Below are 12,523 nucleotides of genomic sequence, written 5' to 3' on the forward strand. Positions count from 1 at the left end.
GCGCAGTGGAGCACTTATTTTGATTTGTGGTAATTAGAGCGCAAAAAGGGACGGCTTGTCTGAGCCGTCCCCTGATAAATAGGTCTGATAATGCCGCTTACTTGGCTACCTTCTCGAGGATGGAGTTGAGGCGGTTGATCATGCTGCGCGGGTCGTCGAGCAGGCCGGCGCTGATCAGTGCGTTGTCCAGAAGCTGCTCGGCGATGAGCTTTGCGGTGTCTTCGTTGGACTGGCTGAGCGCAGATAGGTGCTTGATGAGGCCGTGGCGCGGGTTGATCTCCAGATTCACGGAAACCTGATCATCGGGCATCTCGTCGCTGCGGCCCATGGCGCGCATCATCTGACGCATTTGGGCTGACATCATGGCGTCGGCGTTGGTGGCGACGATGGGGCTGTCGACCAGGCGCTTCCCGGCGGCAACCTTCTTGACGCGCTCTTCGCCGAGGGAAGTCTTGAGCCACTCGCAGAGGGCCTTGACCTGATCTTCCGGCAACGGCTCGCCTTCGACTTCGGCGTCTTCCAGTTCGAGATCGTCGGCGTCGGCGGACTTGAGCTGCTTCTCCTTGTATTCGCGGAGATTGGTCATCAAGTATTCGTCGATGGGCTCATAGAGGAAGAGCACTTCCAGGCCGCGGGCCTTGAATGCTTCCAGATATGGACCGCTTTCGAGCGCGGTGCGGCTCGGCCCGATCAGGTAGTAAATTTCCTTTTGGCCGTCCTTGGCGCGGTCGAGGTATTCGGCGAGGGAAGTCAGCTTGCCCTTTTCGAGCATCGAGGACTCAAAGCGCAGGAGCTCGGAAGTTTGCTCGCGGTAAGTGAAGTCGCTGATCGCGCCTTCCTTCATGAAGAAGCCAAACTGCTGCCAGAACTTCTCATACTTTTCGGCGTCCTTCTTGGCGATCTTCTCAAGGTGCTTGAGGAGGCGCTTGGTGATGACGTTGCCGATTTTGTTGAGCAGCGCGCTGTCCTGCATGGACTCGCGGGAAATGTTGAGCGGCAAGTCGGCGGAGTCGACGACGCCCTTGATGAAGCGCAGCCACTCGGGCAGGAGCTTCTTCGGCTGCGGGTCGATCAGCACCTTGCGGCAATGCAGCGCGACGCCGGGCTCAATGCGGCCAAAGCCGGGCATTTCCGGATTGGAGCCGGGGATGTAGAGCAGGGTGTGGATGTCGAGCGGGGCATCGGCCTGGAAGTGCATCCAGTCGAGCGGCTCGTCAAAGGCCTTGGCCTGATACTTGTAGAATTCCTTATAGTCCTCCTCGGTGATCTCGGACTTGTCCTTGAGCCAGATGGCCTGCTGGGTGTTGACCTTCTCGCCGTTCAGGTTGATCGGGAAATCGACGTAGGCTGAGTAGCGCTCGAGGATGCTCTTCACGCGGTAGTCCTTGGCAAAGTCCTTCGCGTCTTCCTTCAGCTTGATGACGATCTTGGTGCCGCGGTTGAGGCCCTCGGCTTCTTCAATGGTGTAGCTGCCGGCGCCTTCGCTGGTCCAGCACCAGCCGGTGCCATCGCTTTGCCAGTTGCGGGTGAAAACCTTCACCTCGTCGGCGCACATGAAGACCGAGTAGAAGCCGACGCCGAACTGGCCGATCAGTGCTTCGTTGGCGCCGCCGGACTCCTTGACGGCGTTGAGGAACGCCTTGGTGCCGGAGTGGGCGATGGTGCCGAGGTTTTCGACGAGGTCATCACGGGTCATGCCGATGCCGTGGTCCTGGATGGTCAGCGTGCCGGCTTCCTCGTCGGAGGTGATGTTGATCTCCAGCGCGAGATTGTCATCGTGGATGGTCTTCTCGGTCAGCTGGGTATGACGCAGTTTTTCCAGTGCGTCAGAGGCGTTGGACACCAACTCGCGGATGAAGATTTCCTTGTCGGTGTAGAGGGAGTGGATGACGATATCCAGCACCTGCTTGACTTCGGCCTGGAATTCGTGGGTTTCGGGCGCGGTTGTGCTCATGGTTATGTGATTACTATGTGTAGTTAATTTGAAATTAGCTAAACCCGCTAAATGAAAGCATCTGCGGCGCGGATTCAAGCTGTTTTCTGCACAAGCGTGGGGAGTCGTGCTCCAACCGGCTAAGATTGCTGAGCGTTCTGAGCAGTTGGGGCGATTGGAGGCTTCTTTTGCTTCAGGTTACAGAAATTCAGCCCAGTCGTTTAAAGGCGTCGTACAGATTTTTGTTAAAACACCTGAATCGCATTTAGGGCTTTCCGAATCTGTTCGGTTGCAGGCTTAATGCATTGCCCGCGTGTGGGGGTTGGAAGCGCGGATTTTTTTCGGCAAATAATAAGTCTATGATGATCATCATATTGTGCCATTTCTGTGTCTTTAATTTGGTTCGGTCATTTGCATTACAGAAAGTTCACACTCAGGATAATGCCCTACTGGCACGAATAAAAAACACTTAAATATGCGGGGTGTATAGCCGACTAATAGAGCAACGAATTACTCAAAATATGACTGCAGAAGAACACATACCTAAAAAGATTCCATCTCAGCAAAAGACTGCTGAGATTTTTCCTGGCCTGAGGGCCCTCGTCGTGGCTTCGACCCAGGGCGAGATATTGCAACAGGTCGGTTCTGATTTCGATGAATGTGGCGAGTCGTTAGGATATATTCATCAGTTGGCGGAGAAGATCGGTGAAACGTTGGCTTTTGACAGTTTCCGTTCGCTGTACGCCAAAGATGGCGAGCGCCAGTTTTACAGTGAAGTGCGCGGCGACTCCCACATTGCAGCAGAGTTCACTTCGAAGCCAAACCTTTCCAGCATTAAAGCCTTTATCGCGGAGGAAGTCCAATGAAGCACTTGGAACACTTAGCAGTTAATGTCGTGGAGATCGAAGGCGTCGATGGCTTGTTCGTGATGGACAGCAAGGGCACGACGATCGCCGCGATGATGCCTGAATTCTACGATGGCGTGGATTGGAATATACTGCGCCGCCGGGTTCATGCCCTCGTGCAAACCTTCAGCGAGGCGGCAATGGATGCGAAAGAAACCATCCTGGATTTCGGCGACAAGATATTGCAAATATCCTGTTCGCCGACGTGCACGGTTGGCGTCGTGGCCGACTCAAGCGCCAATTTCAAGGGCATGCAGATCGCTACTCGCCTGCTGATGAAGAAGGTGAAGGCCTCTGACATTGTGGAAATGGAAGCCGCTGCCGAAACGGATGATTCGGATGACAGCGTGAAGGCCCGCTTGATTAAAGGCATGAGCCGCCCGGAAAATAATCAACCGCGCAAGCCGAAAACCCGTCCGCCAATGGCAGTGCCGACGAGCTCAAAAACGCCGTTTCCTCTGCCCAGTGATGAGGATACGCCTCCGCCGCAAGTTATTCAGCCGAAGATAGACACAAAGAAGAAGGAGAAGAAATCCTCCGAAAAATACAAAGGTATCTGGGGTTAAGCCCACCCCTAAAAACATAATCCCCAAAATGGAAACCATTAATCAGTTCATAAATCAATCCAGCCCGCTGGAGTTCCTTGTATACGCAACGTTCCTGATCGCGTTTCTTTCGATGGCAGCAGGCTCGTTGTTCTTCGCTTTGGAGCGAAGTAATGTTCCTGCTCAATACCGCGAGGCAATGTCTGTCTCATCGGTCATTCTCTTCATTGCGGCAGTAAATTATTTCTTCATGGAAAATATTTACCTGAACCGTGTGATGGAAGGCAACGATGCTTTTCCAACAATCTTCCGGTATATTGACTGGATTCTGACGACGCCACTGATGCTTATCAAGTTTCCCATTCTATTGGGCCTTGGGCCGCGTGGACGTAAGTTCTTGATGCAACTTGTCGTGCTGGATATAACCATGATCACGTGTGGTTTCTTTGGTGAGTTGTTTGTCGCCGAAACCGCCTTGCACTATGGTTTGTTCGCCGTTGCGGTAGGTTGCTGGATTTGGCTCGTGTGGAAGATTCTCAATGCGGTTGGACATCTGCCGGACTCGATTGACAGCCACACATCGAAGTGCGTTCAACTCATGGCGAAGTTTATCCTCTTTGGATGGATGATTTATCCTATCGGCTACCTGATGCCTGCAATGGGACTGCCTGCGGAAGTCCGCGAGTTGCTATACAACGTTGGCGACATCATTAACAAGGTCGGCTTGGCCATGGTTGTCTATTCCTGCGCCTGGGGTCTGAAAGCTTCCTTGAAGACTGAAGACAATGGCTAGTCAACTAACACGCTCGCAACCGGACAACGCTACGGCTGAGTCCGGTTTGCCGCACACGCGAAACGTCACGATCTACGGGGCGGGTGCTGCGGGAACGATTTTGGCACTGGAGTTGATCAACGCTGGATACGAAGGAGGAATCCAGCTGCTAGACCGGCGGCAGCATTTTTATCGCGAGCAGCGTTGGTGCTTTTGGGGTGAAGCCCCGGAGGTGTTATCTAGCCTGAGTCGACGTCAGTGGCCTGAATGGGAAGTCGTTTCTTCTCTCGGGCGTCGCGTGCATGGCTCGCCATCCACGCCTTATCAGGAGGTTTATGCGCCAGACTTTTATCAGTGGGCGCACCACCGATTGCAACAGCATGATAATGTTTCGTTTCGCTTTGGTGAGGATGTCGAGACGCCTTCGCTCAATGGCGCGATCCAAGCGGGGGAAACTTTGGTCGACTGCACAGGGTATCGTGAAACGGGTTCACCAAGCCTATGGCAAAGCTTTCTGGGGTGGGAGGTTATATCGGAGCGGAATGTATTTCCATCAGACCGTGCGACGATCATGGACCACCGTGCGGAAGGGCCGGGAATCAGCTTTGGCTACGTGTTGCCAACGAGTACGAAGCGTGCGTTCATCGAGCTGACGTGTTTTCATCCAGAGATGCAGGACGCGACGGTTCTTGAGCCGTATTTGCAACGCTACATTGAGTCGCATTTTGGCCGCGTGACTCGAGTGGAGCGAGTGGAGCAGGGCTGTTTGCCGATGCAGGTCGAGCAGCCACACGCGAGTTTGAGCTCAAACTACTACTGCATTGGTGCTGGTGCGGGAGCGCTTCGTGCCTCCAGTGGCTATAGCTTTTTAGCGATCTGTCAGCAGGCCAAAGCAGTGGCTCAGCGCATTCATGCCGGCCATGGAGAGTGTTGGCGTAGGCCTGGTAAATATGCATTGCTGGACCAAATTTTTCTGCGCGTGCTGCGCAGTGAGACTGAGATGGCGACGGAGATATTTGACAAATTGTTTGGGCATGCGCCAACCGAGTCATTGATTCGTTTTCTGCAGGACAAAAGTTCGCTAAGCGATGATTTTCGGATCGTAATGTCTCTACCCAAGCGCCCCTTCCTACGCGCGCTATTTTCGAATGCAGGTTAGTTTGCCAGTTTATTTTGGTTTACCACTTATTGGGATGCTTTCGCTGGCTGGTTTGAGCGCGGTGGGGCTGGTATCTGATCGATTGGGATATGCGCTGCTTGCGATTTCAATCCTCTTTTTTGGCATGCCGCATGGTGCCATGGATATCGAAGTTAGCCGCCGTATGCAGTGGTGGTCGGATTCGTTGAGTTTCGCTAAATTCTGTGGCCTATACCTGCTTGGAGTTGCGGCGGTGTTAGCCTTTTGCTTTTTTACTCCGTTGTTGGCGCTGGGGTTTTTCTTAGTGCTAACGGCCTGGCATTGGGGGACGGCAGAGAGTTACTTTGCATCGCAAAGTAGGTTGCTTCGCGCAATGGTAGGCATGGCGCGTGGCTTGGTGATTGTCACGGCTCCGATATATTTTCATCCTGTCGAATCGGCTCAGGTGCTCGGTGGATTTGTCAGTTGGTTTGGTTTGGAAAACGCTAGTTTCGCTGAGCACTCGTCATTGCTGTTAGCCGTTCTCATCGTTAGTTATTTTACTGATTTTGGCTTCGCTCTCTATCGTTGTCACGTGGACGCCTCGAGTGCTTCTAAACTATTTGCACTGGAGGCTTTGTGCTTACCGTTCTTCTTTGCGCTGACTCCGCCCATTACCGCTGTGGCGTTTTATTTCGTTTGCGTGCATGCTTATCGACATCTGTTGCGCTTAACTGCGAGCAGTCAGTCTGAGTCTCATCTCATGCGGCAGGCTAAGCGAATTTTCCAGGCGCATGGTCGCGTAATGTGGGCTGCACTGCTTCCAATGGCTCCGCTTGTGTTTATCTTGGCTTGGCGCTCACAGGTAAGTCCGGCAGAGGTCACAGGGATCTATTTAGTGCTACTTTTTAGTTTAACCGTGCCGCATGCATTTATCATTTCTTGGCTTGATCAACGAGAGCTGTGCAGGCAGCACTATTGACGTGAGATATGCGTTTGCATAAGCACTCTGCCCCAAAGGGATACTTCAGATCATGACCTCAGTCTCAGGTTTTTTCACCAGTGGTGACCTTGAAGTTATCGAACAGTGCTGTAGTATTTACGAAGTTACCGTCCGCATCAGTGGGAGCCCAGCTGGGATCACTTCCGCCGTGAAACGTGCTGAAAAGGAACTTGCTGATCAATGTTTCGTCGCCGTCCTGGCCGCGGAATTCCATGTTCTGGGAGTCGGCAACCAGTCGGCCATCGATGAAAAGTTGGGTGTAGCCGTTGGCTAGGCCGGCGTCATTCAATTGAGTAACGATTTTCACGTGCTGCCACTCGCCGATCTTGAATACGCTTTCAGACGTTCTCATACCCGTACCATATTTTTGCTGTTTGTCTTGGTTGTAGAGGTAGGTGCGCGCAAAGCCGTCCTTTGCCCACATAATGCGTGAGCTCCAACCGTTGGGGCGGCGTTCGCGGCCGCCGGTTACTGGCATGTCGGGGCCTACGCCGTGTAGTTTACCGCCGCGGACAAATTGCCAGCCGTCCTCGAATTTTACGTCGAAATCGAGTGCCGCATAATCCGTTTTGCGGGAGAAGGGAATGTGCGTTACCACGCGCTCGCTACCCACTTCATTCCCGGTGTAGGTGACGCGAATCGCATTGGAGCCGTCGTGTCCGTCGCCCTCGGCGAGTGCAATGTTTGGTTGTTTGAGGATCCTCTTAGCCGCTGCTTGCTCAGGATTATTGAAGTCAATGTCTAGCAGTGTCATTGGCTCAGCACAAAGTATGGTTGAGCAAAACAATGCAAATGCGGTGTAGAGTATCTGTTTTGGGGTCATTTAACTAATAATACCAAGTCAGCGAGACGGCCCCGGTATGTCCCTCCAGCTTGGTGCTGGAGTTTTGGTACTCGCCGCTCAGGAGGATGCTGCTGTTCGTTGTTTGCGTATTGGGTATATCGTACTGATACGCGATGGCAACCTCGATCGAGTCCCAGCGGTAGCTTAGGCCAGTGGTGATCGTTTGCTCGGTGATTGCGGCCGTCATGGGGGTAAGGGTGCTGTCGGGGACAGGGCTCTCACCATAAGTGTAGCCAACACTCCAGACGAGGTCGTCGGTAATGTCCACCTCTGCGCCAACGGCGAATACCCAGACGCTTTCCCAACTGAGTGGGCTGGTTTCATTGAAGGCCGCCGGGAGCGGGCCACCGGGGTTGCTGCCGTTGGTTAGCTCGATGTTGAGTGTGTCGTAGGCACCGGCATAATCGACCCAGTCAGCTTGGAAAAAGAGGCTGAGCCAGTCTGCCGGTTCCACCGCAAAGGCGATACCAATGCGTTGCGGCAGTTGCTGGTCGACTTTGGCATCATAGCTAAAGGCACCGGTGCCGGGATTGAATCCGGTGGCGCTTCCGTCGGTGTATAGCCACGTTGGCGACATGTAGCGAAAGCCGATACTGGCCCATTCCGTCACGTCGTAGTTTGCGCCGAGGGAAAAGCTCGGGCCGAAGCCATCGGTTTCCAAGTCCAGCAGGACTTTTGCGCCAGTCAGGGCACCAGCGTTCTGAAACGTGTAGGGTGCCTTCAGGTAATTATCGTTGTAGGTTACGCCCGCTGTCGCGCCGACGGAGAAGTCTTCCGTAGCTTGCCAGCCTGCGCCGAAGGCCAAGCGGTAGGTGATGAGTCGTGAATCGTGGTCGGTATAGCCATAGTTCGTCGCGCCGGAGTCATTAAAGCGCCAGTAGCCACGCGCCAGCGCATCGGGAGCCAATGACATGCCCAAGGTAATGTCTGGATTGTCCTCAAGGCGGTAGGTTGCGGCGGCGGAGCCGTAGGGCGTCACGGGATTGCGCAATGGTGAGTTGGTGTTGGCTGCGTTGGAAAATTCACCCGAGTAGCCAGTAATGACGACCGTGCCCTGCACCGCGCCGTCTTGGCTGGCGAGACCGGCGGGGTTGCCCGTCATGGCATTGGTAGGCGTATCTGCGGCGACGATATTTATGCCTGCGATGCCCATGGATTGTGCATCCTGTCCAACGCGGAAAATACCGTGGGCGAAAGCCGCGCTCGTGGATAGCACCAAGAAAGTGGAAGAAAGTGTCAGTTGTTTCATGAAATCAGTCAGCGTATCGAAAATGGCCTTTCCAGCGGGGTTACTATCGGCCCTTAAGTCGTCGGGATTAAACTGTATTTTATATGATTTCATCAAGCGCAGAAGGGAAATTTATAGTCGCACGGGCAGGCTTTCTGCTTATTGCTACTGGCTGATGGGAGGCGTAAATGTGTCCTATCAGCTACCGCTTCTAACCATGATTACTACGAAACGCTTCGACTATCTGGGCATTAACAAGATCCAGATGCATCCGACGGTGGTCAACCACCGCAACCTCACGCAGTCCAAGGTGGATCACTACGCCAAGGACATCCTCGCCAATGGACTGCTAGAGCCGCTGGTGGTTTGGGAAAAATCTCCTGGTGAGTTTTATCTGATCGGCGGATTTCACCGTATTAACGCAATCTACAGAATCCGGGAACAAAACCCCGGCTACTTCGACCGCGTCGACGTGCGTGTGGTGGCGGGCTCGGCCGACGAAATGCGGGCGCTGAACCTTAAGCTCAACTCCGACCGCGTGGACACCAAGATCACGGATTACTTCGAGACGGTGGTCTACCTGAACAATGTCAACTGGTCCAAAGAGCGCATCGGAGAATTTCTGGATCGCAGCCCCGCCTGGGTGGACGAAATTCTCCGCTACGCGCCCGTGATGCCGTCAAAGATTGTGAAGTTGCTCGAAAACGGCGAGACGAGTTGGAATCGTGCCAAGGCCGCTTGCCAAAAACTGATGAAGGCCCCCGCTGGCGAAGAAGACGCCGCCGCTGCCAAGGCGGAGCAGGAGCTCAAGGAAAAGAAACCCAAGAAGCCGCTAAATTTCCGCTCAGCCAAGACCCGCATCACGGACATGGCGAAGGCCTCGCCCAAGGCGCGCTACGAATTGGACAATGGCGACTTGAAGGCGCTGATTCTGGTGCTGGAGGGCAAAGAGTTTTCGTCAGCTGATATTAAGCGGGTCAAGTCCAAGCTTCCAGGCCTGGTGTGAGCTAGAGCACTTTCACTCATGCGTCTCTTGCCAGCGCATTGGGCCCAGTCCACTGCGGTTTCCATTGCGGTTATTGTGACCCGCTACTGCATCGGCCTCACAGTCGGATTGTTCGCTGCTTTCGTTGGCTCCGTTGGCATTCGTTTGCAGCGGAGCCAAGGCAATGCCGCCAGCGAGCGCAAGGCCTGCGATAATGCCGCTGAATATCGGCCAGAGCTTTTTCTTGGCAGCTGCGTTTTTCAGCCAGGGCCAGGCTAGCCAGAGATGGGCAATAATCAGGCCGACGAAAATAAGGCCGAAAATCGCGTGGAGTTCGATCAGGTCATGTTTCGATAGCCCGAATACGCTCAGGCTACGCCCTTCCGGGCCGTGAGGCATACGCCAGTAGAGTAATGCACCCGTGCCACTGAGGAAACAGATCATTAACCAGAGGCTAAGGTTGAGAACGCGGCGAATAGGTAATTTTATCGATTTCATCATGGCGCATAAAACGCCGTGAATTCTTCAATGTGTCACTCGCAGGCGATTTATTAGTGGTCGCCATTGTGTTTATTAGCGGACCACGAGTCCTGACTGAATCACCACAAAACGAAGACGCCGAAAATAACAACGATCAGGAGTAAGGCGACGATCTTTAACACGAGGTCCTTGGCGGATTTGGGTCGCACGGTGCCGAATTCACGCTCCGCGAACTCGTCGTAATCAAAGGTGTCATCTTCGGGTAGCTCGAGTCCGTCGTAAGCCGACTCTCCCGAGTGCAGTCCCGTGCGCTCATCGGCACCGCACTCGGGGCAGGCGAGGGCGTTGGCTTTGACCGTGGCACCGCAGATGCCGCATTCGAACGTATGGCTCATTGCAGCATATTATCCACGGCACGCGAATGGGCTCAACCATGATTTCTCGAAGTGGTTAGTTACGGTTTTTCCGCTTTTTGTCTTTGCGTGCGTTGCAGATTCGATATCGGTGGGACATGGCGACAGATTCTGAAGGACCCGGTTTGAGGCGTTGGGCACCGCATTTGATTGCCCTGATTTTTGTGGCTGCGTTATTGGGCGGTGGATATTGGGGCTGGCAGCGCTACTCTTTGTTTATGGCGGAGCGCGCCATTGCCGAACGTAACTACCGGGATGCGGTTAAGCACTCCAGGCTGCTGCTTGCATACGGCGTGGACAAGGAGCCGGCGCTTGAGATTTATTTGCGCGCTCTGATCGAGCTAAGTCCGGAGAATGCCTATCATGAGGTCATGGCGTTGTTGTCCGAGCGTGATGCGCGCGACTATCCGGAGATCAGCAGGGCAATGCTGTCGTATCTGGTTCAGTCCAATCAGTTCAAGCCAGCCCATGAGCTTAGCAAAAAGCTGGAGCAGTCGATGTCTGGCGATCCGGACTACCAATTGCTCATGGCCAATTTGGCGATAAAAGAAGATAATGTTCCGGCGGCCTTGGAGCGGTTGTCGAACGCGTCGGCGCTCAACCCAACGAATTCTGAGGCCCGCCTGCTAAGTGGTAAACTTTTATTGCGGACAAACAACACCGCGGCCAAGGTGCAGGCCAAGGCGAACTTGAGAGCGGCCGCGGAGCAAGCTGATGAGTTCGGCCGACAGGCGTTATTCATTCTGGCGACAACGCCAGAGATCCCGCTCTTTGATGCAGACCGGAAGTGGTTGATCTATCGCCTGAGAGAGCCACGCACTAGCACCGCAGAAAGTCGCCTGCTCGCGGACAATCAGCAAATCATATTGCAGCCGCTGGGGCGCACCGGCGTCATTCAGGGAGCCATCAAGCGCGAGGGTAAGGACCACCCGGTGCTCTTGGTGCAGTGGTTGATCGGGCAGGGGGCCTATGCGGAAATGTGGAACTTTCTGGACAGTGATGTGGGTGAGAAACTGGTCGGAAACGGACGTTGGGATGCGGGCATCATTGCGGCGCTTAGCCGAGACCGAGTTGCTTCCCAAGAGTTTCTGAATCGCACTGATAAACCGATTGACGCGCTTAGCCGGGCATTGATGTTGGCCTATCTATCAGCTTACGCTGTTGGGCCAGGTGGTGAGCCCACGCAGCAGTGGCAAGATGCCTTTGAATTAGCGGATCAGGCAAATGCCTACGACGAGCTTAACGCTCTGTGCGAAATTGCCAGCCGTAGACAATGGAATGAGGCTGCGGCTGAAGCTGGCCTGGCAGCATTTATGGCCATCGAGGATGATCAAGCCAAGGTCACCTATACGCCGAAGGTGATGACCGTGTTGAACGCGGCAGGCAGGACACAGCAGATGTTGGATGTCACGGTTGAAGTGCTCGACGTGGCCCCGGATTATGAATCGATGATTAACAACCGCGTGTATCTCCGAGCGCTTTTGGGGCAGGTGACCGAAGTAGACGTCGAAGAGATGCAGGAGATTATCGACGCAGGCGGCCCGAATGCTATGAATTCGGCGCTGGCGCTTTGCTACTTGCAACTCGGTGACGTGGATAAAGCTCAGGCGACTTATGCGCGCCTCGATCCCAAGTATTTATCGATTCCGAATTGCCGACTGGTGGGGCTGCTTTTGGCGGCAAAGCTGGGTGATGAGGAAAGGGCCCAAGAGTTCCAGCGCGGCATCAATGTCGACAATCTGTTGCCCGAAGAGCGCAGCCTATATAACAACGCCTTGTAGTGCTCGGCGTCTGCGCCAGCACGCTGGCGTGGTTCTCATTCAGGTTGACCTGGGCACAAAAAAACGGATGCTTGGGACATCCGTAATCTTATGGAAAAAGTGGCGTCCCCACGGGGATTGGGTTGCTTAGCAAGTCCTGCGGACCACCTTTGGTGCCCCATCTTCGTTCGCGCTCAGCGCTCACTGCGTCGAACCCCTGCGTGGTTCTCATCCCGGTTAACCTGGGCACAAAAAAATGGATGCTTGGGACATCCGTATTCTTATGGAAAAAGTGGCGTCCCCACGGGGATTCGAACCCCGGTCGCTGGAATGAAAATCCAGTGTCCTAGACCTGACTAGACGATGGGGACAGACCTGAAAATTGTCTGTCGCGATAGGTTTTATCGTGAACTTGGAAAGAATGTATTTCTATGGCCAGTCCCGCTTTCAACTGGTGATTGAAAGTGGCGTCCCCACGGGGATTCGAACCCCGGTCGCTGGAATGAAAATCCAGTGTCCTAGACCTGACTAGACGATG

12 protein-coding genes and 2 tRNA genes are annotated in these 12,523 nt (G+C 54.1%); 7 read left to right on the forward strand and 7 right to left on the reverse strand.

The genetic code is table 11. The annotated features are described in order from the left end of the window. Window positions 1-97: 97 nt before the first annotated feature. Complete coding sequence (htpG, locus tag O3S85_RS03280) at window positions 98-1,954, reverse strand: molecular chaperone HtpG (protein WP_269537822.1); 1,857 nt, start codon at window positions 1,952-1,954, stop codon at window positions 98-100. A gap of 500 nt (window positions 1,955-2,454) precedes the next feature. Here htpG and O3S85_RS03285 point away from each other — a divergent pair, with 500 nt between their 5' ends. Genes O3S85_RS03285 through O3S85_RS03305 form a run of 5 tightly spaced genes read left to right on the forward strand, consistent with a single transcriptional unit; the run spans window position 2,455 to window position 6,254 of the window. Then, complete coding sequence (locus O3S85_RS03285; RefSeq protein WP_269537824.1) at window positions 2,455-2,799, forward strand: hypothetical protein; 345 nt, start codon at window positions 2,455-2,457, stop codon at window positions 2,797-2,799. Then, the gene (locus O3S85_RS03290; RefSeq protein ID WP_269537825.1) at window positions 2,796-3,404 is read left to right on the forward strand and encodes a hypothetical protein; all 609 of its coding nucleotides are present in this window, start codon (window positions 2,796-2,798) and stop codon (window positions 3,402-3,404) included. Before O3S85_RS03285 ends, O3S85_RS03290 begins: the two co-directional genes overlap by 4 nt. Window positions 3,405-3,432: 28 nt before the next feature. Next, window positions 3,433-4,176, forward strand: a complete 744-nt coding sequence (locus O3S85_RS03295) for a bacteriorhodopsin (protein ID WP_269537826.1) — start codon at window positions 3,433-3,435, stop codon at window positions 4,174-4,176. After that, window positions 4,169-5,314 (forward strand): lycopene cyclase family protein, encoded by a 1,146-nt coding sequence (locus O3S85_RS03300; protein ID WP_269537827.1) that lies wholly within the window; start codon window positions 4,169-4,171, stop codon window positions 5,312-5,314. Before O3S85_RS03295 ends, O3S85_RS03300 begins: the two co-directional genes overlap by 8 nt. After that, a complete protein-coding gene (locus O3S85_RS03305; protein ID WP_269537828.1) occupies window positions 5,304-6,254 on the forward strand; it encodes a Brp/Blh family beta-carotene 15,15'-dioxygenase in 951 nt (316 codons plus the stop codon). Before O3S85_RS03300 ends, O3S85_RS03305 begins: the two co-directional genes overlap by 11 nt. Before the next feature lie 64 nt (window positions 6,255-6,318). Here O3S85_RS03305 and O3S85_RS03310 read toward each other — a convergent pair whose 3' ends face one another. Together O3S85_RS03310 and O3S85_RS03315 are read right to left on the reverse strand one after the other, a co-directional pair. Further along, window positions 6,319-7,029, reverse strand: a complete 711-nt coding sequence (locus tag O3S85_RS03310) for a polysaccharide lyase (RefSeq protein ID WP_269537829.1) — start codon at window positions 7,027-7,029, stop codon at window positions 6,319-6,321. A gap of 73 nt (window positions 7,030-7,102) precedes the next feature. Continuing rightward, on the reverse strand, window positions 7,103-8,461 hold the full coding sequence (locus O3S85_RS03315) for an OmpP1/FadL family transporter (RefSeq protein ID WP_269537831.1): 1,359 nt from the start codon (window positions 8,459-8,461) through the stop codon (window positions 7,103-7,105). 103 nt (window positions 8,462-8,564) lie between these two features. Here O3S85_RS03315 and O3S85_RS03320 point away from each other — a divergent pair, with 103 nt between their 5' ends. Continuing rightward, window positions 8,565-9,353 (forward strand): ParB/RepB/Spo0J family partition protein, encoded by a 789-nt coding sequence (locus tag O3S85_RS03320; protein ID WP_269537833.1) that lies wholly within the window; start codon window positions 8,565-8,567, stop codon window positions 9,351-9,353. 12 nt (window positions 9,354-9,365) lie between these two features. On the opposite strand, the gene O3S85_RS03325 is transcribed toward O3S85_RS03320, so the two are convergent. Together O3S85_RS03325 and O3S85_RS03330 are read right to left on the reverse strand one after the other, a co-directional pair. Next, the gene (locus O3S85_RS03325; protein ID WP_332107528.1) at window positions 9,366-9,833 is read right to left on the reverse strand and encodes a DUF4405 domain-containing protein; all 468 of its coding nucleotides are present in this window, start codon (window positions 9,831-9,833) and stop codon (window positions 9,366-9,368) included. A gap of 98 nt (window positions 9,834-9,931) precedes the next feature. Further along, window positions 9,932-10,207 carry a hypothetical protein gene (locus O3S85_RS03330; protein WP_269537834.1) on the reverse strand — a complete coding sequence of 92 codons (276 nt, stop codon included), beginning with the start codon at window positions 10,205-10,207 and terminating at the stop codon, window positions 9,932-9,934. 182 nt (window positions 10,208-10,389) lie between these two features. On the opposite strand from O3S85_RS03330, the gene O3S85_RS03335 reads away from it, so the two are divergent. Next, window positions 10,390-12,006 carry a tetratricopeptide repeat protein gene (locus tag O3S85_RS03335; protein WP_269537835.1) on the forward strand — a complete coding sequence of 539 codons (1,617 nt, stop codon included), beginning with the start codon at window positions 10,390-10,392 and terminating at the stop codon, window positions 12,004-12,006. A 272-nt stretch (window positions 12,007-12,278) separates the two neighbouring features. On the opposite strand, the gene O3S85_RS03340 is transcribed toward O3S85_RS03335, so the two are convergent. Both O3S85_RS03340 and O3S85_RS03345 read right to left on the reverse strand, forming a co-directional pair. Then, window positions 12,279-12,356 (reverse strand) — tRNA-Glu (locus O3S85_RS03340). Window positions 12,357-12,450: 94 nt separating this feature from the next. Then, window positions 12,451-12,522: transfer RNA gene (locus tag O3S85_RS03345), tRNA-Glu, on the reverse strand. Window position 12,523 lies beyond the last annotated feature (1 nt).

Source organism: Cerasicoccus sp. TK19100 (assembly GCF_027257155.1).
In the GTDB taxonomy this organism is placed as follows: Bacteria; Verrucomicrobiota; Verrucomicrobiia; order Opitutales; family Cerasicoccaceae; genus Cerasicoccus; species Cerasicoccus fimbriatus.

What these genes read in the sequence shown, in the direction of transcription:
- O3S85_RS03325 (WP_332107528.1), bottom strand. Translation starts at nt 9,833, where the DNA reads ATGATGAAATCGATAAAATTACCTATTCGCCGCGTTCTCAACCTTAGC.
- O3S85_RS03285 (WP_269537824.1), top strand. Translation starts at nt 2,455, where the DNA reads ATGACTGCAGAAGAACACATACCTAAAAAGATTCCATCTCAGCAAAAG.
- O3S85_RS03290 (WP_269537825.1), top strand. Translation starts at nt 2,796, where the DNA reads ATGAAGCACTTGGAACACTTAGCAGTTAATGTCGTGGAGATCGAAGGC.
- htpG (WP_269537822.1), bottom strand. Translation starts at nt 1,954, where the DNA reads ATGAGCACAACCGCGCCCGAAACCCACGAATTCCAGGCCGAAGTCAAG.
- O3S85_RS03320 (WP_269537833.1), top strand. Translation starts at nt 8,565, where the DNA reads ATGATTACTACGAAACGCTTCGACTATCTGGGCATTAACAAGATCCAG.
- O3S85_RS03315 (WP_269537831.1), bottom strand. Translation starts at nt 8,461, where the DNA reads ATGAAATCATATAAAATACAGTTTAATCCCGACGACTTAAGGGCCGAT.
- O3S85_RS03295 (WP_269537826.1), top strand. Translation starts at nt 3,433, where the DNA reads ATGGAAACCATTAATCAGTTCATAAATCAATCCAGCCCGCTGGAGTTC.
- O3S85_RS03330 (WP_269537834.1), bottom strand. Translation starts at nt 10,207, where the DNA reads ATGAGCCATACGTTCGAATGCGGCATCTGCGGTGCCACGGTCAAAGCC.
- O3S85_RS03305 (WP_269537828.1), top strand. Translation starts at nt 5,304, where the DNA reads ATGCAGGTTAGTTTGCCAGTTTATTTTGGTTTACCACTTATTGGGATG.
- O3S85_RS03310 (WP_269537829.1), bottom strand. Translation starts at nt 7,029, where the DNA reads ATGACACTGCTAGACATTGACTTCAATAATCCTGAGCAAGCAGCGGCT.
- O3S85_RS03300 (WP_269537827.1), top strand. Translation starts at nt 4,169, where the DNA reads ATGGCTAGTCAACTAACACGCTCGCAACCGGACAACGCTACGGCTGAG.